The sequence below is a fragment of the Gordonia aichiensis NBRC 108223 genome (assembly GCF_000332975.1).
Classification (GTDB): Bacteria; Actinomycetota; Actinomycetes; order Mycobacteriales; family Mycobacteriaceae; genus Gordonia; species Gordonia aichiensis.
The window spans coordinates 256,645-276,690 of sequence record NZ_BANR01000004.1 but is presented as its reverse complement, the minus strand read 5'-3'; the positions used below and the strand labels follow the sequence as shown (position 1 = coordinate 276,690).

The window sequence follows — 20,046 nt, the reverse complement described above, 5'->3', positions numbered from 1 at the left end:
CGGACGGCGCAGACTCGATCCATGAGGTATTCCGAAGCAATAACCGTAGGCATCGACGGTTCATCGAATGCACTGGGCGCGGTCAGCTGGGCAGCACACGCCGCGACGATTCATCAGACCACTCTCGACATCGTGTTCGCGCTGGAAACCGCGGCGCCCCCACTCATCGACTATGCCGTGCCGGAGGTGTACTTCGACGCCGCACGGATGTACGCGAAAGCAGCGGTGGAGACAGCGGTGCAGACCGCGAAAGTCGAGAGCCCCGACATCGAGCCCCGTACCCATATCGTCGTCGACTCAGCGCGCAGTGCTCTGTTGTCCCGGTCGCGCTCGTCGTCGATGGTCGTGGTCGGGGCGACGGGAACCGGGAGGCTCACCGCCGCGCTCGTGGGTTCTGTCGCGACCGCGCTTGCCTCCCACTCCGTGTGCCCGCTCGCGGTCATCCGGGACGCCGGCGAGCAGGCACGACCAACCGGTCGGGTGACGGTGGGTGTCGACGGTTCGCCCGAGTCGTTGGAGGCCCTCGACTGGGCAGCACACGAAGCAACCGATCGAGCCGCGCAGCTCGTCGTCATCTCCGCGTGGAACTCGTCGGGATTCCAGCAGTCGGACAAGGCTTTCGCCGCTGCCGAGCGTGAGATCGAGAGTGCACTGGCCATACCTGTCAACGCGATCACGCGACGTCTCCCCCGATTGCGGGTCACGACGCAGGTCGTCGACGACGCTCCGGTCGCTGCGTTGGCCAAGGCCTCCGAGGATTCCGATCTGGTGATTGTCGGCAGCCGCGGCCGCGGCGGCTTCACCGGACTACTCCTCGGCTCCACGAGCCAGGGCGCACTGTTCTCCACGCGCTGCCCCCTGATCATCGTGCCCTGACGGGCTCTACAAGTTGATCATGTGCCCGATCGCGCCATGGAACGTTTCTTGCATGGCTTCGCTCATGGTCGGGTGGGTGTGCACGTTGCGGGCGAGCTCCTTGGCGGTGAGGTCCCACTTCTGCGCGAGCGTCAGCTCCGGAAGCATTTCGGAGACGTTGTCGCCCACCAGATGTGCGCCGAGCAACTCGTCGGTGTCGGCGTTGGTGAGGAGCTTGACGAAGCCGGCCGTCTCGCCCATGCCGCGCGCCTTGCCGTTCGCACTGAACGGGAAGGTGGTGGCCTTGACGTTGAACCCTGCGTCCTTGGCCTGCGCTTCGGTGAGTCCGAAGGAGGCGACCTGCGGCTGGCAGAACGTGGCGCGCGGCATGAAGCGGTAGTCGCCGAGCGTCATGGTCTCCGCACCCGCGATGGTTTCTGCCGCAACGACGCCCTGCGCCTCGGCGACATGTGCGAGTTGCAGCTTCGCGGTGACGTCGCCGATCGCGTAGATGCCGTCGACGTTGGTCCGCATGAAGTCGTCGATCGCGATGGCACCGCGATCGGTGAGTTCGACTCCGGTGTTCTCGAGGCCGAAGCCCTCGACACGCGGCGCGAAGCCGACGGACATGAGGACGCGGTCGACGGTGACCTCGCCGTCGTTACCCTTGGCGTCCTTGTAGGTGACGGTGACGTCGTTGCCGTTGTCGGTGACCGTTTGCACGCCGGTGGACGTGAGTACCTTCACGCCGAGCTTCTTGTACTGCTTGGCGATCTCCTTCGACACATCGACGTCCTCGTTGGGCAGTACGCGGTCGAGGAACTCGATGATCGTCACGTCGACGCCGTAGTTGGCGAGGAGGTAGCCGAACTCCATGCCGATCGCGCCCGCACCCACGATGACGATCGAGCCCGGCAGATCGCGGGTGAGGATCTGGGTCTCGTAGGTGACCACGTTGTCGGAGAGTTCGACGCCGGGCAGCAGCTTGACCACCGACCCGGTGTCGATGATGACGTTGTCGAAGGTGATCTCGCGGTCGCCGACCTTGATGGTCTTGGCGTCGACGAAGGTCCCGAAGCCCTCGATCTCGGTGATCTTGTTCTTCTTGTTCAGGTAGTGCACGCCCTTGGCGCTTGCGTCGGCGACGCTGCGACTGCGGTCGAATGCCGACCCGAAGTCGAAGGTCACGTCTCCGGACATCCCGAACGTCTTCGACTCATGGTTGAAGATGTGCGCGAGTTCGGCGTTGCGCAGCAGCGCCTTGGACGGAATACATCCGACATTGAGACACACGCCACCCCAGTACTTCTCTTCGATGATGGCGGTGTTCATGCCCAACTGGGCGGACCGGATCGCGGCCACGTACCCACCTGGACCTGCTCCCAGGACAACTGTTTCAAAGTGATCAGCCACGACTGCCAGCCTACGACGCTGGTGATCGTGCGCGCAGAACGTCCCCCGTACTGGCCGGTAATCGCCCACGTCTGCGCTTCTCCGCGAATCCTGCGCGGAGCCGCCGCACCCGGTGTTTGAATCGCGGTGTGACCCCATCGTCGAGTACAGACCCCTTCGCACCGGCGCGACTGGGACCCCTCACCCTGCGGAACCGACTCATCAAGTGCGCAACGTTCGAGGGAGCTACCCCCGACGCGCTGGTCACCGACGAACTCATCGAGTTCCATCGGGAGGTTGCTGCGGGCGGTGTCGCGATGAGCACCGTCGCGTACTGCGCGGTCAGTCCCGAGGGTCGCACCGATCGGCACCAGATCTGGATGCGTCCCGACGCCGCACCGGGGCTTCGTCGACTCACCGATGCGATCCATTCCGAGGGCGCGCTCGCCGCGGCGCAACTCGGTCATGCGGGCCCGGTGGCGAACTCGGTGTCGAATCGTGCGCAGGCGCTCGGTCCGTCGCGCATTCCGGCGCCCATGGGGATGTCACTCACCCGCAAGGTCTCGGTCGACGAGATAGCCGAGCTCCGGACGACGTTTCGTCTGGCGGCGCGTATCGCTGTCGATTCGGGATTCGATGGCCTCGAAATCCATTGTGGTCACAACTATCTGATCAGTTGTTTCCTCTCACCACTGCTGAACCATCGGCGTGACGGCTACGGCGGTTCGCTGGTCAATCGGGCCCGTCTCGCACGAGAGGTCGTCGAGTCCGTGCGCGAGGAGGTCGGCGACTCAGCGGCGGTCTGGGTCAAGTTGAACATGTACGACGGGGTCGGCGGCATCGGGCGCCTGCGCGGATTCGACGTCGACGAGGCGTGTGAGGTCGCCCGGCTCCTCGACGCCGATGGCCACCTCGACGCGATCGAGCCGACGGCGGGCAGCTCACTGCTGAACCCGATGTACCTCTTCCACGGCGATGCACCGCGCGACGCGTTTGCCGACGCCTTCCATGGCGCGATGCACTGGGGTCTGAAGGCCGCCGGTCCGTTCTTCCTGAAGCACTACGACTACCGGCCGGGCTATCTCATGCCATTGGCCCGCAGGCTGCGTGAGAGCGTCGACCTACCCATCATCCTGCTCGGTGGCATCACCGATCGCCAGACGATGGAGGCGGCACTGGATGAGGGCTTCGACTTCCTCGCGATGGGCCGCGCGCTCCTGCGCGAGCCCGACCTGCCGCTGCGGATCGCCGACGATCCCGCGGTCCGCTCACAGTGCACGCACTGCAACCTGTGCATGCCGACGATCTACTCGCACACGCACTGCCCGCTGCGTGAGCCGGCAGGAGCGTAACCCGGCTCACCCAGCCAGGTGCTCGGCGAGGTAGTGGCCGGTGACCGACTCGTCGTCGTCAGCCACCTCGGCGGGCGTTCCGGTGGCGACGATCCGCCCCCCGGCGACACCGCCGCCCGGCCCCATGTCGATGACGTAGTCGGCGTTGGCGATCACGTCGAGGTCGTGCTCGATGACGATGACCGTCGCACCGCGCTCGGTCAGTCTGGTCAGTACGGCGAGAAGGGTGCGTACGTCGAGTGGATGCAGTCCGACGCTCGGCTCGTCGAGGACGAACACCGTGTCGGACTGGTCGCGGTGCAATTGGTTGACCAGCTTCAGCCGCTGCGCCTCGCCACCCGACAGCGCGGGGGTGGATTCGCCCAGCGTCAGATATCCCAACCCCAGCTCGTCAAGAGCCTTGAGGCGCTTTGTCACCGGCGGCAGAGCCGACACCTTGCCGACGGCATCACGGATCGTGTGGCAGAGCAGTTCGGGCAGCGAGATTCCGTCGCGCGTGAACTCCCGTGCGCGTGGGGCGAACCGGCTTCCCTTGCACTCGGGACAGACGATGTCGATGTCCGGGAGGAACTGCACGTCGAGCGAGACCTCGCCCGTCCCTTCACATCTCGGGCACGACAGCGACCCGGTGTTGTAGGAGAAGTCCGACGCCGTGAGCCCTGCAGCACGAGCACCATCGGTGTCGGCGTACGCGCGACGTAGCTCGTCCATGACGCCCGAATAGGTCGCGACAGTCGATCGCACATTCACCCCGATCGGTGTCGCGTCGACCACCTGGGGATGAAAACGCTTGCCCGCTGGATGGTCGGGGACGTCTAGTTCGACGACGTGCGACGGTAGGCGGCCTTGTGGTGTGGTCGACGTCGCCGTCAGGGCCGGGACGAACGACTCGAGCACCATCGTGGTCTTCCCCGACCCCGATACACCGGTGATGGCAACCAGTCGTCCGCGCGGAATGTCGACGGTGAGTGGTTCAACGGTGTGAATCGCCGACGTCTCGAGATGGAAGGTGCCGAGCGCGAACACCTGGTCGGGCGCACACTGCTCGCGCACCACCACATCGGCTGCGCCGGTGAGGAATCCGGCCAGTCGCGAGTCAGGATCTGACTCCACCTGCCCGACAGGCCCCTGTGCGATGACCCTGCCGCCGTCGCTTCCCGACCCCGGCCCGATCTCGACGAGCCACTGCGCCTCGCGCAGGATCTGCACGTCGTGATCGACGAACACCACAGAGTTGCCATCGGCGAGAAGGTCGTTCATCACCCCGAGGAGGCCCTCGATGTTCGCCGGATGCAAACCGATCGACGGCTCGTCGAGCACGTACAGCACGCCGGTGGTCCGGTTACGCACGGCGCGCGCGAGTTGCACTCGTTGACGCTCCCCGGTCGAGAGTGTGGCCCCCGCGCGGTCGAGCGTGAGATAGCCGAGACCCAACTCGACAAGCCGCCGCGCCATATCGAAGAGCGTGTCGACGAGTCCGGTTGCCATCTCCTGCATCTCCGGCGGGAGCGTCGCCGGAACACCCGGCGCCCAGGCGAGGACGTCGTCGAGCGAGAGCGCGGTGATGTCGGCGAGGTTGCTCTCACCGATTCTCGGTGCGCGGGCCGCCTCACTGAGCCGGGTACCTTCGCAGGTCGGGCAGGTTCCGACGGTCAGAAACCGGCTGACCCGCGCGAGTCGCTTCTCGTTGTCGGCGCGTTTGAGTTCTTCGGTGACGGTGAGTCTCGCATTGCGGAAGGTGAAGTCGAGATCGTGCAGCCCCTTTTTCGACGTGACCGTGATGTGTTTCTTCTCCGCGGGACCGTCGAGCACGATCTGACGCTCGTCGTCGGTGAGGTCGCGCCACGGGACGTCGGTGCGCACGCCGAACTCGCGGGCGATGGCCGGTTGTACGTTGAATCCGAACATGTTCCACGGCACCACTGCGCCGTCGTCGAGCGTCTTGTCGGGATCGGGGACCAGAGCGTCGTCGTCGACGGTCCGCACGACGCCGGTGCCCGCGCACGTGGGGCAAGCGCCCCGCGAGTTGAAGGCGAGGTCCTCGGCGCCAGGTGCCTCGACGGGCGCACCGCACACCGGACACGAGAACGGGCGTTCTGCCGCGACGTCGATCGTCGGGGGAACGTAATGGCCATTCGGGCAGCGGTGCGATGCGAGCCGCGAGAACATCAGCCGCAGCACGTTGAGCAACTCACTCGATGTGCCGAACGTGGAGCGTACGCCCGGTGGTGCCGGTCGCTGACGCAGTGCAAGCGCGGCCGGGACGTGCTCCACGGAGTCGACGTTCGCGCGGGCGGCCTGCGCCATGCGCCTGCGCGTGTAGGTCGACAACGCTTCGATATAGCGACGCGAGCCCTCCGCGTAGAGCACGCCGAGAGCCAGCGACGACTTGCCCGACCCCGACACGCCAGCGATGCCCACGAGCGCACGCAGCGGGATGTCGACGTCGAGGTCGCGCAGGTTGTTGACCCGTGCGCCGCGCACCGAGATCTGATCCGGCTCGGCGTTGCGGGGCACGGTGTCGGCGGGCACGGCACGGTCGGCGATACGGCTCACCTGTTCGAGGGTATCGACGCGACGGCGGTCCGTTGCGTCGGAGACCGGCGGCACTCCGCTAGGTTGGCGAATGGGTCCGTGTGACCAGCTGACCCACTCATCGCCGACGGGAGGTTGCGCACGATGACATCCGATGCCGCCACAGGTACCGACGATCCCTATCTCTGGCTCGAAGAAGTCACCGCCGACCGCTCACTCGATTGGGTTCGCGAGCACAACGCACCCACCGTCGAACGGCTGACGACGTCGAAGCGATTCGCCGAGATCGAGGAGCAAACACTCGAAGCCCTCGATACCGACGACCGCATTCCCTACGTCCGACGCCGCGGCGAGTTCCTGTACAACTTCTGGCGGGACGCCGCCAACCCCCGCGGACTATGGCGGCGTACGACGCTCGAGTCCTATGTCACCGACGCCCCGGAGTGGGACGTGGTGATCGACGTCGACCAGTTGGCGAAGGACGAGGACGAGAACTGGGTCTGGAAGGGCGCTACGGCGTTGCGGCCCGACTACCGCCGCGTACTGATCTCGCTGTCCCGAGGCGGCGCCGATGCCGCTGTGGTCCGCGAATTCGACCTCGACTCACGCAGCTGGGTCACCGACGGATTCACGCTGCCCGAGAACAAGTCGACGGTGAGCTGGATCGACGAGGACAACGTCTACGTCGGCACCGACTTCGGCACAGCCCCCGACGGCCATGGTTCGCTGACCGATTCCGGATACCCGCGGATCGCCAAACTCTGGACCCGTGGCACCCCGCTCGAGGACGCCGTCACCGTCTTCACCGGCGAACCGTCGGACATCTCGATTCGCGCGGTATACGACGACACGCCCGGCTTCGAACGTCATTTCATCTCGCGCGCAACGGATTTCTTCAACTCCCTGCTGTACGAGAACCGTGCGGGTGAACTCATTCTCATCGATGTGCCCACCGACGCTTACGCGGGCGTACGCCGCAACTGGCTCCTCGTCATGACACGCTCGCAGTGGGCTCCCTCCGGCCCCGACGGGCCGACGTACTCTCCGGGCACTCTCCTCGTCTTCGACTATCCGGCCTACCTCGAGGGCAACCGCAGCGCCGTCGTGTTGTTCGATCCGGACGCGCACACGAGCCTCGTCGATTTCACGTTCACCGCGCACTACCTGATCATCACGACGCTGCACGACGTGCACACCTCGATCTCCGTGCTGACCGCTGGCGACTGGACTCCCGTCGATGTGAACGGATTGCCGGATATGGCAACGATTTCCGTCCTCGACACCGATCCGGATCACAGCGACGAGGTGTTCTGGTCGGCCACGTCGTTCACCGAACCGCCGAGCCTGCTCCACGGCACCATAGGTTCCGACGACCCCGTCGTGCTCAAGCGCAGCCCCGAGTTCTTCGACGCGTCGTCGGTGACCACCGAGCAGTACTTCGCAACGTCCGACGACGGAACACTCGTCCCCTACTTCGTCGTTCGGCGTAGAGACGTCACGCACGGACCGACCCTGCTCTATGGATACGGCGGATTCGAGAATGCGCTGACGCCGGGCTATCTCACCGTTGCGGGACGCGCATGGATCGAACGCGGCGGCATCTACGTCATCGCCAACATCCGCGGCGGCGGCGAGTACGGCCCGGCATGGCACACGGTGGCACAGAAGTCGGGACGCCACCTGGTCTATCAGGACTTCTCAAGCGTCGCAAGGGATCTGGTCACCAGACGCTTCACGACGCCAGCGCAGCTGGGTGCACAAGGCGGTTCGAACGGTGGTCTGCTGATGGGTGTCATGCTCACCCGGTATCCGGAGTTGTTCGGCGCGCTGGTCTGCCAGGTGCCGCTGATCGACATGTACCGCTACCACCTGTTGCTCGCGGGAGCGTCGTGGGTCGCCGAGTACGGCAACCCCGAAGATCCGGAGGAGTGGGCGTTCATGAAGCCGTTCTCGCCCTACCAGAACATCAGGCGTGATGTGCAGTACCCGCCGATCCTGGTCACGACGTCGACCCGGGACGATCGTGTGCATCCCGGACATGCGCGCAAACTCGTTGCGCGACTGGAGGAGAACGGCCACACCGTCGACTATTACGAGAACATCGAGGGCGGACACGGGGGCGCGGCCGACAACAAACAGGCAGCGTTCAAGTCGGCGCTTGCCTACGAGTTCCTCTGGGAGACACTGGCTGACGCCGCCGGGTGATCGGGTACCACGCCAATCCGATCACCGCGGCGGTGAGATGCCCGATGTTGGTGAACGTGAGATCGACGAGTACCGGAACCGCATAGTAGGCGACGACGCCTGCGAGGTAGAGCCAACGCCAGGGTCGCACTATCCGGTAGGTGAGCACTCCGACGATACCGGCGAAGAAGTAGCTCACGCCGACGTCCTGCACGTGGATCATGTCGGCGCTGCGCACTCCTTCGTGGATCGCAAGGCCCAGCACGCCCTGACTCACGTAGGTCGCGACCACATGCGCCGATACGCCCACGACCAGCCACCGCAGCGATCCCAGCCACCGCTCGGCCGGAACATGGAAGATGCAGAAGGCGACCGCCCACGGAAGCCAGTAGGCACCGTCGATCCAGAACAGACTGGTCCACAGGACGTGAAACGGATCGTGCATCAGGTGCTCGAGATTGGTGGAGCGCGCACCGAGCACCCGATCGAGATCGCCGGGACTCATGTGCCGCTGGGCGATCGTCGTCCCCAGCAGAACGGTCATCCACGCGAAGGTCAGCGGCGCGCTCCGCAGACAGCCGAGCACACGGGCGACCACCCGTCGGTGCTGTCGGCTTCTCGTGTCATCCACTGCCTGCGTCATCGTGGTCAAGTGTGACGCACTCTCGACGAAGACGCGCATCCGTCACGCGAGCGTGCTGGTCCTCCCAGCAACCTCACAGTTCATGCAGCCACTCGGTCACCAGTTGCGGCACGGCTCGATCACGTGCCCATCGGTTGTGACCGAGCGGTGCGCCGATGTGTCGATGGTCGACGGCGCCGTGACTGAACTTCGCCGTCAGTGCGCCCATCACCGGAGGAGGTGCGTCGGAGTCGGCGGCGATCGTCACCGCGAGCACCGGGATGTCGATCTCGGCGAATGCGGACTCGTAATCGATGTCTGCACCACGAGGGCTGAACCGGCCGTGACGATTCAGGTACGTCCAATCGCGGATGAGCACACGTGACTGTCTGCCGTAGCCTTCGACGACGGTCCCCGGCCAGAATCCGACGGCGCGCGAGATCCGGTGCATCGCGAGCGGCCCCAACGAGGCCCGCAGCCCTGACCCACCGTGATAGAGCTTGTGAAAGGGAACGCCCGACGCGATCAGGATGAGTCCGCGTAAGCGGTGCGCGTCGTCGGCTCCGAGACGGGCCTGACGCGCGGCGTAGAGCGACACGATGTGGCCACCCATCGAATGTCCGGCCAGGAACAGGGCACCCTCGGGGATGTGGCGCCGCGCAACGGTGATCGCCGAGGGCACGTCGTCGACGACCATCTGCTGCTGACCAAACGTGCTTGAGCGCGACGGGCGGGGTCTGCTCGCGCCCTGCCCGCGCAGGTCGGCGCACGCCACCGACACCCCGGCAGCAGCACAGCGGGTGGCGAACAGGTCGAAATAGCTCGCGGGGGTTCCCAGTCCGGGAAACAGGACAACCAGCGGCCCGGCAGCGTCGGTCTCGGCGCGGAAGATCCGCACCGGTGTACGGGTGCCGTCTGCCAACACCATGTCGTCGACGACATCTGGCGCACGCTGCGGAACGGAGAAGTCGACGGCGTTCGCGGTCATCGGGCCATCTCTCGTTGCCGAAGGCGCACAATCATCGCCGTCCGCCGAAAGCGAGCCGGATGACGATTCCGAACACGAGGATGCCCGCCCCCACGAGCATCGAGATCACGCCGGTCCACTGCAGTTCGTGCGAGATGGTGTCGATCGCAACGTCGGCGACGGGCTTCGCGGTGTTCTCGGACGACGAGACGTCGTTCTTCAGATATGCGCCGTAGAGGTTCGCCACAGCCCAGCACACCACGCCGGCAAGGAGCGTCGCGATGCCCAACCACGCGATCACGGTGCCACGGCGCCGGGCCACAAGTAGCGCGATGATCGCGGCGATGATCCCCGCGATGACCGACACCTTGGCGATCGTGGTGATCTGCTCTCCCGCCTGGTGATATGCGCCCGCATGCAGGCCCGTGTCGCCGTTGGAAATGGGGATCGTGATCGGTCCGGAGACGCTGACACCGAGACGCGCGTTCTCGAGCACGCGGTTGACCATCGCCGTGATGTCGAGTTGCATCGGCGCGTTGGGATCCGATGCTTCGTCGAACAACCACTGATGTTGCTGCGTGGCGACGTCGGCGAAGTCGGCGGGGAACTGTGAACTGTTGGTATAGGCGTTCGCGAGTGGCCGCACCACTGCGTCGGCCCCCGAGATCGACGTCCGTGAGGCGATCTGCTCGGTGATCTCGCCCGCCAGATAGTCCTTGACCGCTTGGTCGTGCCCGACCGGCTCGATCAGCGAGGTGAACCCGTCGTCGTCGACGATCCGTTGACTGACCCAGACAGCCGGTACCGCGAGAACGATGGCCACGACGGCGACGATCGTCGCCAGACCGCTGAGGAAGGTTCGCACGGCTACGACGCTACCGGTCGATGCTGACCTCTCGATGAGTGTTCGGTGTCGTCACTCCCCGACCAGGTCGCGAGCGCGCCCGACGATCAGAGGGTCCGGCGTGCCCACGAACTCTTCGTCCTTGCCCTCGTAGTCGAACAGGGAGAGCACGTGCCGCATCGCGTTGATGCGGGCACGCTTCTTGTCGTTGCTCTTCACGACGGTCCACGGCGCGTGGTCGGTGTCGGTGCGTTCGAACATGGTCTCCTTGGCCGCGGTGTAGGCGTCCCATTTGTCCAGGGAGGCGAGGTCCATCGGGGAGAGTTTCCATTGCCGAACGGGGTCGATCTGTCGGATCGCGAACCGCGTGCGCTGTTCGAGCGGGGTGACCGAGAACCAGAACTTCACCAGGCTGATGCCGTCGTCGACGAGCATCTTCTCGAATCCCGGAGCCTGTCGCATGAATTCGTCGTACTGCTCATCGGTGCAGAAACCCATGACCCGCTCGACGCCGGCACGGTTGTACCAGGACCTGTCGAAGAAGATGATCTCACCGCCTGCGGGCAGGTGCTGCACGTATCGCTGGAAGTACCACTGCGTCGACTCGCGTTCGCTCGGCTTCTCCAACGCGACGGTGTGCGCGCCGCGCGGATTGAGGTGCTCGTTGAAACGCTTGATTGTCCCGCCTTTGCCCGCAGCGTCGCGTCCCTCGAAGAGCCACAGGTGACGTTGCCCGGTCTGCTTCGACCACTTCTGCATCTTCAGCAGTTCGATCTGCAGTCGGCGTTTGGTGACCTCGTACTCGCGGCGGCTCATGCGCTCGTCGTACGGGTAGTCCTCGCGCCAGGTGTCGACGACGTTGCGCTCGGGGAGCGTCAGGAGGATCGGGTCGTCGTCGTCATCGTCGTTCACCGTGAACTGCGTGGTGTCCTTGAGATCGACGAGTTGTTGCAGGGCTTCGCGCCCGTTCAACTTGCTGAAGTCGGGGCCGACGGCTTCGAGATCGTGTAACTCGGTCACTACCCAACGATATGCGTATCCGGCAAACGCTGTGTGGCTATGGGGTGAACTCGACCCTGCCCGGCAGTGAGGCCCCCGACAGCCCACTGCCGACGCCCCCGGTCCCGGGGACGTCGGCAGTCGCTCGAGTTCTACCTGTTGACACGAGGAGAAGGGTTCAGTTGCGCAGGCTGATCGATCCCGAACGCAGGCATGCCTTGCCGCTTCCCGAATCAGCTGCCGCCGCGAACCCGCCAGTGCACGAGACACCGTCCTGCGTGGCGACCGCCTGTCCGCCCCATCCGCCGACTGCGACCGAGTTGCTCCCTCGGCGTGCCTGCGCGATCGACATCGCGCCGGGGCCGGTGGTGACCGAGTAGGCGTTGCCGCCCGAATTCGCCCCGGCGAGCGCCGTCGATCCCGGCTGCAGGTTGTGTGCGCGGGCGTGACCGCCACCGTCGGCGACGGCTACCGCTGTGCCGCTCGACGACGCGTCGCTCGCGCTGGCCGTGCTGCCCGCACCGGCTCGTGCACCGCAGCCACTCGTGCCCGAAATGTGCTGTACCGACGAGCCGTTGGCGGCATTGCATTCGGTTCCCGCGTGCGCATCACCGACGCCGAGAGAGAGCCCGGCGAGTAACCCCGCCCCGCCGCAGACGACAGCGAAGACGCGGGCGGCAAAAGTGTTGATACGCAATTTATTTGGCCTCCAGAAGACGATCGGGCGTCGCGCAAACGCGGACAGCCCTGTCAGGGTACCCCGCACTCGTCGTCACGAATACCGCGGAGCGCGCGTTCTCAGGTAACGGATAGGAAACGACGCCGGAGCCCACGGCTTGCAGCTCCGGCGTCGTCGCCGAGTACGACGAAAAGCGGTGCGGTTCAGGTCTTTGCGCGGCGCTCGGCCTCTGCGGTCAGACCCTTGCGTGCGGTGTCGACGGCGACCTTCTGCCCCCGCTTCACGATCAGGCCCGGCAGTTTGATCTTCAGATCGACCTGCAACTCGAATTCGACATGGGTGCTGTCCCCCTTGTCGGTCAGGGTGTACTTGCCCTGCTGTTCGGAGAGCGTCGTCGATGTGATCAGAGTCCACGCGCAGGTGGTGTCGGTCCACGTGTAGTTGACGGACTGGTCGTCGTTGATGCCTGCGGCATTCACGGTCATCGAGACCTCGTCTGGCGTGCCGTCGTCGTGGGTGGACACGATCTGAGCCGCTTTGTGCGGACCGGACCACTCCGGAAGCGACTCGACGTCCATCAGGACATCCATCACCACCGATAACGGTGCGGCGATATCGAATTCGGTCTTTGCTGAGACGGCCATGATGAGCAACCTACCCTGTGCGCGTGATGGGGATGACGTCAATCCTCGCGTTCGATGAGGTGAAGCGGCCACGCCTCGTCGGGGATGTCCCGCAGACCGCACGCGACGTCGACCGCAGTGAACCAACCGCGGAAGTGGATGATCTCGCCGAGTACCGGATTACGCACCGTTGCGTCGCACCGGAAGCGTTCACGCTCGTCGTCCCACCCCTCGATGTACTTCATCTGAGAGGCGAACAAGCCCTTCATACCCACCTTGGGCCCGCGGCCGAGCCAGCGCATCGGTCCGCTCTCGAGCAGGAGTTCGCCTGCACGCGTCACCGACGGCTCGATGGGCCACAGGAGGTCGGGGCCGTCACCGAAGTAGTCGACGAGGCCCGATGTGCCGTCGACGAGCAGAGAGTTGAGGGCCCGGTCGCCATTGGTATACGAGAAGGTACGCAGGACCGCCAGCGACTCGCGGCCGAGTTCGTCGACGTAACAGTACTGGTTCTGGGTGAACGGCACCATCCGACTCGATCTCGCCGGGAATGCGTTGCGCTTGGCGTAGAACCAGACAAGCGGCGGTGGTAGCGCCGAGGACACGTACACCGACTCGTAGATGCCGCTACCGAGTTGGGCAACGCCTGACGTCGAGTCGATCGAGTACCGCCACGCGACGTTGGGGTGCAGGTTGTCGAAGTCGGAACCCAGTGCCTCCCGATACACCGGCGTCACGATTCCACCTCCCCTGGCTGTTGCCGACGGCAACACCTGCCCCGGACCTGTGGGAGAACCTACTATGTGGCGCAGGACACCGTGAAGAGACCTCTGGCCCGAGACGGCGAGCAGGCCGGCCGCGTGGCTGAGGGCGATGCGTGTCGCGCCGAACCTCAGCCCGGGACCACTGCCGACTCGCACAGTCGCGCGAGTTCGGTGATCACCGAATCGAGTGGTTCGACGCTGCGCTGGGTCAACGACACACCGACCGCCCCCTCGATTCCCGAGATGACCAATGTGGCCAGCGAGTCGGCACGAGCATCGTCGACGCCCTCGTAGACCAACCGTGCCGAGATCTGGTGGCGCCAACGCCGGAAGATCGCATCCGCCTCGTCGGCCGTAGCCGGCTCCGAACGGCGCGCGAGCCCGCCGGCGAGGACAGGACATCCTCGCTGAAAATCGGTGTTGACCAGCATCTTCCGCCAGACATCTCCAATCGCGAACACGGCGTCGGCAGCCGAACCGGCGCTGGTGTCGGCGATACGAGAGGAGACGAACTCACCCGCGAATCGCACGGCCTCGGTCATCAACTCCGACTTACCGCCCGGGAAGTGGTGATAGATCGACCCGCGTGGCGCTTTACTGGCCGCGAGCACATCGCCGATCGACGTTCCCGGCACGCCATCGCGACCGATGAGGTCTGCCGCATGCGCGATCATCCGATCTCGCGGGCCCATGTCACGAGCGCGCGAACCGCTGATATCGGTGTCGAGGGCGTCATTCGGGTCGAGTGACACAGGCCACCACCTTTCGCGCTGGAAACATCTATGTAGGTCTTCATACTCGGCCGATACTATGTAAGGATACATAGCCATGGAGCCATCCACCGCACAGACAGATACTTCGACCGATCCGACGGCACTGTCGGGATTGCAACTCCTGCGCGCCTGGGCCGCACACCCCGACGATGAACGTCCGAGCATCGGCCGACTTCTCGGGATGCGCCCGGTCCGCGTCGACGAGGGCGCGGTCAGCTTCGCGGTGACGCCTCAACCCGACTTCGCCAATCCGCTCGGGACGGTCCATGGTGGTATCTGCGCCACCCTGCTCGACTCCGTGATGGGATGCGCCGTCCACACCACCCTCCCCGCCGGCGCGGGCTATACGACGCTGGAGCTCAAGGTCAACTACATCCGGGCCGTCCAGACCGACGACGGCGAACTCACCGGCGTCGGCGAGATCATCCATGTGGGCGGCCGCACCGCCACCGCTGAGGGCAAGGTGTTCTCCGCGGACGGCAAACTCGTCGCACACGGCAGCACCACATGCATCGTCTTCCGCTGAGCGACGAGCACTGTGGCCCGAGGTCGCGTGGGAACGGCACACGGTCGGTCCCACGCGACTTCTACGACGAACCGCCTGAGGCCGACGATCAGTCTGCGACGAGGTAGGTGTCGCGCAGCGTTCTCAGCGCCGCCTCGTCGAATCCGAGGCCGGTGAGGAAGTAGCCCTCGATATCGGAGTGCGTGGCACGCACCTCATCGAACGCGGCGTCGAGGTAGGTGGGGTCGACGCCGAGGATCGGCAGCAAGACGTCCGGATCGCCACCCGCGGCCGCGAACTCGTCGAAGATGGGCTTCAGTGAGGGAACAAGTCGCTCATTGGTCAGCAGGTAGTCGTGGTAGATGTCGTCCTTGTCGACGCCGAGCAGGGCGAGCAACGACGCCGCTGCCCAGCCCGTGCGGTCCTTGCCGGTGGTGCAGTGAAACAGCGACGGCCCGTCGTGTTCGCCGAGCAGGCCCGAGTAGTAGCCGCGATACGAACGGACCGCGCTTGGGAGCGTCACCATGCCGCGGTACGTGGCCGCGATGGCGTCGGCAGCCTTGCCTCCCGAGAGCTCACGCGAGGCCATCTTCACGGTCTCCGGGTCGGAGAAGAACTGCTGGAGGTTCGCTGGCACCGCGTTCTCGGCGTCGGCGAGGACGTCGAGGTGGATGTCGACGACATCGGGAAGTGCGGGGTCGGGCAACGCGATGCGCTCCGCCTCCGACCGCAGGTCGTAGATCGTACGAATACCGAGTTTCTCGAAGGAGTTCAGATCGGCTGTGGCCATCGAGCGGAAGTCGGTCGACCGGAACAGCCGCTCGGAGACCACCGTCCGGCCGTCGTGTCCTCGATAGCCGCCGAGGTCACGCAGGTTCGGCAGGCTGGAGACAGGACTCGGTGCACCGGGCGCGGAGGGCATGACATCAAGTGTTGCAGATGCCGAGCTCGCGCCCGGCGATGTTCCGGCCGACGGCCGAGGCCGCTCCCGAGCATCGTGGGCACAATCAACCCTGCTAGTTAGGTAAGACTAAGTAGGAGGATAGGATGCCGGCCATGCGAATTCTGCGCCTCCTCACCGCGATCGTTGCGTGCACCATCGCTGCCACGATGGTCATGGAACCGCTGACCGCCCATGCCGCTCCCGCCACCCACCGCGGGACACTGCTGATCGTGCCCGGCCAATCCTTCGGCGCCGCGCCGTACGCCCTGATGGCCGACGCATTGCGTCGAGACGGGTATCGGGTCCGGGTGCTCGACCTCCCGGGCATGCAGCTCGTCTCCGACGCCCACGCCATCAAGCGCGCGGTCGACGCAGAGAAGAGGGCCAGACCGTCGACGCCGGTCTCACTCGTCGGGCACAGCGTCGGCGGCGTGACGACGCGCTACTACGTGAAAATACTCGGCGGCACGTCCGCGGTGGCCAACGTGATCGCAATCGGCACACCGGAATACGGCTCGCCGGGCGGATGCGGCCAGCCGGGCACCGACGGCCAACTCTGCCCCGACAGCACATTTCTCCGCCGACTCAACGCCGGAGACGACACCCCCGGGCCGACGAAGTACTACCGCATCCGCAGCGCCTACGAGTGGGTGACCGGCGACCTCGACGGCGGACAGTGCCGGGTCACCCCCCTGCCCGCGTTCGTGGCACCCACGGGGTACACCGAACACACCGCAGAGGCGGTCAATCCGGCTGTGTTCCACGCTGTTTCGCGTGCCGCAGCGGGTCACTGCGATGGCCGGTTCGTCGATCAGCCCGACGGCCAGCTCACCGGGAAGAACTCACTTCGTCCGCAGCGCTGAGTAGGTTCACCGCATCATTGAGGGGACTCGAGCCGACGCCGCCGCCTGCCGCGGGTTCTGCTGTCGTGTAACCCGTCGGATCGTGTCGCGGCGATCAGGTGTCGGCACGCTCGGCGAGTACCTGACCAATAGCCTGTGCGAGCACCTCGGGCGGCTGTGCGCCCGAGACGCCGTACCGACCGTCGATCACGAAGAACGGCACACCGCTGATGCCGTAGGCGTTGGCCTGCGCGAGGTCGGCGTCGACGGCATCAGCATACGTCCCGGCGAGCAGGGCACTCTCGACGGCGTCGCGGTCGAGGCCGATCTCGGCTGCGAGGTCGGCCAGTTCGGTGACACCACCGACGAACTTTCCTTCGGTGAAGTGTGCCGCGAACAATCGCTCGGCCATCTCTGACTGTCGGCCAACACTTTTCGCGTAGTGGAGCAACTCGTGCGCCTTGCGGGTGTTGGCGTGACGGGCGATGTCGAAGTCGTAGTGCAAGCCGGCATCGGCGGCGGCCTGGGTGACGTGAGCGAACATCTGTCGGACCTGCTCGGCGGGCATGCCCTTGCTCCGCACGAGGAAGTCGATCTCGGGTGCGTCGGTGTCGGCTGGTGTGTCCGGCGCGAGGAGATAGCTGTGGAAGTCGACAACGACGTCGCGGGCGGCGTTGTCGAGTAGTGCGAGAGCGGCGTCGAGGTTGCGTGTGCCGATATAGCACCAGGGGCAGGCGATGTCGGACCAGACGTCGATGGATAGCGGACTCATGATCACATCAACGCGTGGGCGCCGGCCCGGCATTCCGCCGCGCGATCCTCATGGGGTGGGAACGACCGCCAGGTGAGCCCCGATGATGACCAGCCCGATCTGGATCAGACCGGCACACAACGGGATCCAGAACATGGGTAACCGACGGACCGCCATCACCACCAGCGCGACGGTCGAGCACAGGAACAACACAACCGCCCCACCGTCGGTGACGAGGTACGCGCGGGTGACACCAGAGGTGTCGCAGGGTGAGCCGGAAGAGCAGACATCGGTGCCATCGCGAAGAAGAGGCTGAACCAAACCGATACGAATGCAACGAACACATAGGCACACCCGAGCACTGAGGTGAGCACGATGTCGACGGTGGACCGTTCACGCCGGCGGACGGGCTGCCAGATGTCAGGATCGGGATAAGGATAGAACGATGGGCTGCCCTGCGGCTGCGGTGGCACGTACATGAACGTGACGATAGCCGTGGCGCAGGACGTCGAGGACCGCGAAAATACTCACTCAGGGTCGTGAAAAACCCGCACGGTCGCCGGCAGGCAACGCACGGTCGACGAGTGGGAACGCACAGTCGACGGCTGAGGGCGCACAGTCGATGGGAAGGCCGAAGGCCGGCCATCCTTGCGGATGACCGGCCTTCGGGTGCTTCGAGAGACTCCTCGACAAGCGGGAGGGATCAGAATCCCATTCCACCCATCTCGTCGGCGCCGGGCATGGCCGGGGCCGGGTTCTTCTCGGGCTTGTCGGCGACGACGGCCTCGGTGGTGAGGAACAGAGCCGCGATCGACGCTGCGTTCTGCAGTGCCGAGCGGGTGACCTTCACCGGGTCGTTGATGCCTGCGGCGAGCAGGTCCTCGTAGTTGCCGGTGGCGGCATTGAGGCCGGTGCCCAGCGGCGAGTTGAGGATCTTGTCGGCGACAACACCGGGCTCGAGGCCCGCGTTGACGGCGATCTGCTTGGCCGGAGCCGACAGCGCGACGCGCACGATGTTGGTACCGGTCGCCTCGTCGCCCTCGAGGGACAGCGAGTCGATCGCAGGCTCGGACTGCAGCAGTGCAACGCCACCACCGGCGACGATGCCCTCTTCGACGGCAGCCTTCGCGTTGCGGACGGCGTCCTCGATGCGGTGCTTGCGCTCCTTGAGCTCGACCTCGGTGGCCGCGCCCGCCTTGATGACTGCAACGCCACCGGCCAGCTTGGCCAGACGCTCCTGCAGCTTCTCACGGTCGTAGTCGGAGTCGCTGTTCTCGATCTCGGTGCGGATCTGCGACACGCGTCCGGCGATGGCGTCTGCGTCGCCCGCGCCGTCGACGATGGTGGTCTCGTCCTTGGTGACGACGACCTTGCGCGCCTGACCGAGCTGCTCGAGTCCGGCGCCCTCCAGCGAGAGGCCGACCTCTTCGCTGATGACCTCGCCACCGGTGAGGATGGCGATGTCGGCGAGCATGGCCTTACGACGGTCACCGAAGCCGGGAGCCTTGACGGCAACCGACTTGAATGTGCCGCGGATCTTGTTGACCACCAGGGTCGAAAGGGCTTCGCCCTCCACGTCCTCGGCGATGATCAGCAACGGCTTGCCCGACTGGATGACCTTCTCCAGCAGCGGCAGCAGGTCCTTGACGGTCGAGACCTTGCCCGAGACGAGCAGGATGTACGGATCGTCGAGGACGGCTTCCTGGCGCTCCGGGTCGGTCACGAAGTAGCCCGAGATGTAGCCCTTGTCGAAGCGCATGCCCTCGGTGAGCTCGAGCTGGAGTCCGAAGGTGTTGGACTCCTCGACGGTGATGACGCCTTCCTTGCCGACCTTGTCCATCGCCTCGGCGATGAGCTCGCCGATCGAGGGGTCGCCTGCCGAGATACCAGCGGTGGCAGCGATCTGCTCCTTGGTCTCGACCTCCTTGGCGCTCTTCAGCAGCGACTCGGTGACTGCGTCGACAGCCTGCTCGATGCCGCGCTTGAGGCCCATCGGGTTGGCACCTGCAGCGACGTTGCGCAGGCCCTCACGCACGAGTGCCTGAGCCAGAACGGTTGCGGTGGTGGTGCCGTCGCCCGCGACGTCGTCGGTCTTCTTGGCGACCTCCTTGACGAGCTCGGCACCGATCTTCTCGTAGGGGTCCTCGAGCTCGATCTCCTTGGCGATGGACACACCATCGTTGGTGATCGTGGGGGCGCCCCACTTCTTTTCCAGAACGACGTTGCGGCCCTTGGGGCCCAACGTCACCTTGACTGCGTCGGCGAGGGTGTTGAGACCCCGCTCGAGACCGCGACGGGCCTCTTCATCGAACGCGATTTGCTTGGCCATGGGTAAGTGATCCTCCGATTGGGGGTGACACTAGGTTTCTATGGCCGGACTCGGTGCCCGCGACGGACGACCGGTGTGTCATTCGGT

At 65.4% G+C, this 20,046-nt stretch carries 18 protein-coding genes; 5 read left to right on the top strand and 13 right to left on the bottom strand.

Annotated features, from left to right (window positions below; genetic code table 11):
• The first annotated feature begins 21 nt into the window (after positions 1-21).
• Positions 22-876 carry a universal stress protein gene (locus GOACH_RS05900; RefSeq protein ID WP_005172024.1) on the top strand — a complete coding sequence of 285 codons (855 nt, stop codon included), beginning with the start codon at positions 22-24 and terminating at the stop codon, positions 874-876.
• Between the two features lie 6 nt (positions 877-882).
• Here GOACH_RS05900 and lpdA read toward each other — a convergent pair whose 3' ends face one another.
• Complete coding sequence (lpdA, locus tag GOACH_RS05895; protein WP_040517795.1) at positions 883-2,268, bottom strand: dihydrolipoyl dehydrogenase; 1,386 nt, start codon at positions 2,266-2,268, stop codon at positions 883-885.
• A gap of 128 nt (positions 2,269-2,396) precedes the next feature.
• On the opposite strand from lpdA, the gene GOACH_RS05890 reads away from it, so the two are divergent.
• Positions 2,397-3,599: an oxidoreductase gene (locus GOACH_RS05890; RefSeq protein ID WP_005172018.1), complete on the top strand. Its 1,203-nt coding sequence runs from the start codon at positions 2,397-2,399 to the stop codon at positions 3,597-3,599.
• Between the two features lie 6 nt (positions 3,600-3,605).
• Here the strand turns inward: GOACH_RS05890 and GOACH_RS05885 are convergent, their stop codons facing one another.
• Positions 3,606-6,155 (bottom strand): excinuclease ABC subunit UvrA, encoded by a 2,550-nt coding sequence (locus GOACH_RS05885; RefSeq protein WP_052003920.1) that lies wholly within the window; start codon positions 6,153-6,155, stop codon positions 3,606-3,608.
• A 123-nt stretch (positions 6,156-6,278) separates the two neighbouring features.
• Between GOACH_RS05885 and GOACH_RS05880 the strand changes: the two genes are divergently transcribed.
• Entirely contained in the window at positions 6,279-8,339 is a 2,061-nt protein-coding gene (locus GOACH_RS05880) for a prolyl oligopeptidase family serine peptidase (protein ID WP_005172014.1), read from the top strand.
• On the opposite strand, the gene GOACH_RS05875 is transcribed toward GOACH_RS05880, so the two are convergent.
• The 8 genes from GOACH_RS05875 to GOACH_RS05840 form a co-directional block, all read right to left on the bottom strand.
• Positions 8,281-8,961: a rhomboid-like protein gene (locus tag GOACH_RS05875; RefSeq protein ID WP_245551829.1), complete on the bottom strand. Its 681-nt coding sequence runs from the start codon at positions 8,959-8,961 to the stop codon at positions 8,281-8,283. The genes GOACH_RS05880 and GOACH_RS05875 overlap by 59 nt on opposite strands.
• Before the next feature lie 73 nt (positions 8,962-9,034).
• On the bottom strand, positions 9,035-9,928 hold the full coding sequence (locus tag GOACH_RS05870) for an alpha/beta fold hydrolase (RefSeq protein ID WP_005172007.1): 894 nt from the start codon (positions 9,926-9,928) through the stop codon (positions 9,035-9,037).
• Positions 9,929-9,959: 31 nt separating this feature from the next.
• Positions 9,960-10,772, bottom strand: coding sequence for a hypothetical protein (locus GOACH_RS05865; protein ID WP_005171998.1), 813 nt, complete (start codon positions 10,770-10,772; stop codon positions 9,960-9,962).
• Between the two features lie 51 nt (positions 10,773-10,823).
• On the bottom strand, positions 10,824-11,771 hold the full coding sequence (ppk2, locus tag GOACH_RS05860) for a polyphosphate kinase 2 (RefSeq protein ID WP_005171995.1): 948 nt from the start codon (positions 11,769-11,771) through the stop codon (positions 10,824-10,826).
• Between the two features lie 157 nt (positions 11,772-11,928).
• A complete protein-coding gene (locus GOACH_RS05855) occupies positions 11,929-12,447 on the bottom strand; it encodes a DUF6764 family protein (protein ID WP_005171993.1) in 519 nt (172 codons plus the stop codon).
• A 185-nt stretch (positions 12,448-12,632) separates the two neighbouring features.
• Positions 12,633-13,073 (bottom strand): SRPBCC family protein, encoded by a 441-nt coding sequence (locus GOACH_RS05850; protein WP_005171989.1) that lies wholly within the window; start codon positions 13,071-13,073, stop codon positions 12,633-12,635.
• Between the two features lie 38 nt (positions 13,074-13,111).
• Positions 13,112-13,789, bottom strand: a complete 678-nt coding sequence (locus GOACH_RS05845; protein WP_005171987.1) for a DUF4166 domain-containing protein — start codon at positions 13,787-13,789, stop codon at positions 13,112-13,114.
• A 155-nt stretch (positions 13,790-13,944) separates the two neighbouring features.
• Positions 13,945-14,508 (bottom strand): TetR/AcrR family transcriptional regulator, encoded by a 564-nt coding sequence (locus tag GOACH_RS05840; protein ID WP_052003934.1) that lies wholly within the window; start codon positions 14,506-14,508, stop codon positions 13,945-13,947.
• A 136-nt stretch (positions 14,509-14,644) separates the two neighbouring features.
• Between GOACH_RS05840 and GOACH_RS05835 the strand changes: the two genes are divergently transcribed.
• Entirely contained in the window at positions 14,645-15,115 is a 471-nt protein-coding gene (locus GOACH_RS05835) for a PaaI family thioesterase (RefSeq protein ID WP_005171981.1), read from the top strand.
• A gap of 88 nt (positions 15,116-15,203) precedes the next feature.
• Here GOACH_RS05835 and GOACH_RS05830 read toward each other — a convergent pair whose 3' ends face one another.
• A complete protein-coding gene (locus GOACH_RS05830; protein WP_005171979.1) occupies positions 15,204-16,016 on the bottom strand; it encodes a tyrosine-protein phosphatase in 813 nt (270 codons plus the stop codon).
• A 134-nt stretch (positions 16,017-16,150) separates the two neighbouring features.
• Between GOACH_RS05830 and GOACH_RS05825 the strand changes: the two genes are divergently transcribed.
• Positions 16,151-16,900 (top strand): esterase/lipase family protein, encoded by a 750-nt coding sequence (locus GOACH_RS05825; RefSeq protein ID WP_245551828.1) that lies wholly within the window; start codon positions 16,151-16,153, stop codon positions 16,898-16,900.
• Positions 16,901-16,994: 94 nt separating this feature from the next.
• Here the strand turns inward: GOACH_RS05825 and GOACH_RS05820 are convergent, their stop codons facing one another.
• Positions 16,995-17,651 (bottom strand): DsbA family oxidoreductase, encoded by a 657-nt coding sequence (locus GOACH_RS05820; RefSeq protein WP_040517932.1) that lies wholly within the window; start codon positions 17,649-17,651, stop codon positions 16,995-16,997.
• 682 nt (positions 17,652-18,333) lie between these two features.
• Positions 18,334-19,959: a chaperonin GroEL gene (gene groL / locus GOACH_RS05815; RefSeq protein ID WP_005171976.1), complete on the bottom strand. Its 1,626-nt coding sequence runs from the start codon at positions 19,957-19,959 to the stop codon at positions 18,334-18,336.
• Positions 19,960-20,046: the final 87 nt, after the last annotated feature.

Coding starts and splice junctions, on each gene's coding strand:
- groL (WP_005171976.1), bottom strand. CDS start 19,959: ATGGCCAAGCAAATCGCGTTCGATGAAGAGGCCCGTCGCGGTCTCGAG.
- GOACH_RS05875 (WP_245551829.1), bottom strand. CDS start 8,961: ATGACGCAGGCAGTGGATGACACGAGAAGCCGACAGCACCGACGGGTG.
- GOACH_RS05900 (WP_005172024.1), top strand. CDS start 22: ATGAGGTATTCCGAAGCAATAACCGTAGGCATCGACGGTTCATCGAAT.
- GOACH_RS05820 (WP_040517932.1), bottom strand. CDS start 17,651: ATGAGTCCGCTATCCATCGACGTCTGGTCCGACATCGCCTGCCCCTGG.
- GOACH_RS05825 (WP_245551828.1), top strand. CDS start 16,151: ATGCGAATTCTGCGCCTCCTCACCGCGATCGTTGCGTGCACCATCGCT.
- GOACH_RS05850 (WP_005171989.1), bottom strand. CDS start 13,073: ATGGCCGTCTCAGCAAAGACCGAATTCGATATCGCCGCACCGTTATCG.
- GOACH_RS05835 (WP_005171981.1), top strand. CDS start 14,645: ATGGAGCCATCCACCGCACAGACAGATACTTCGACCGATCCGACGGCA.
- GOACH_RS05870 (WP_005172007.1), bottom strand. CDS start 9,928: ATGACCGCGAACGCCGTCGACTTCTCCGTTCCGCAGCGTGCGCCAGAT.
- GOACH_RS05840 (WP_052003934.1), bottom strand. CDS start 14,508: ATGGGCCCGCGAGATCGGATGATCGCGCATGCGGCAGACCTCATCGGT.
- GOACH_RS05880 (WP_005172014.1), top strand. CDS start 6,279: ATGACATCCGATGCCGCCACAGGTACCGACGATCCCTATCTCTGGCTC.
- GOACH_RS05830 (WP_005171979.1), bottom strand. CDS start 16,016: ATGCCCTCCGCGCCCGGTGCACCGAGTCCTGTCTCCAGCCTGCCGAAC.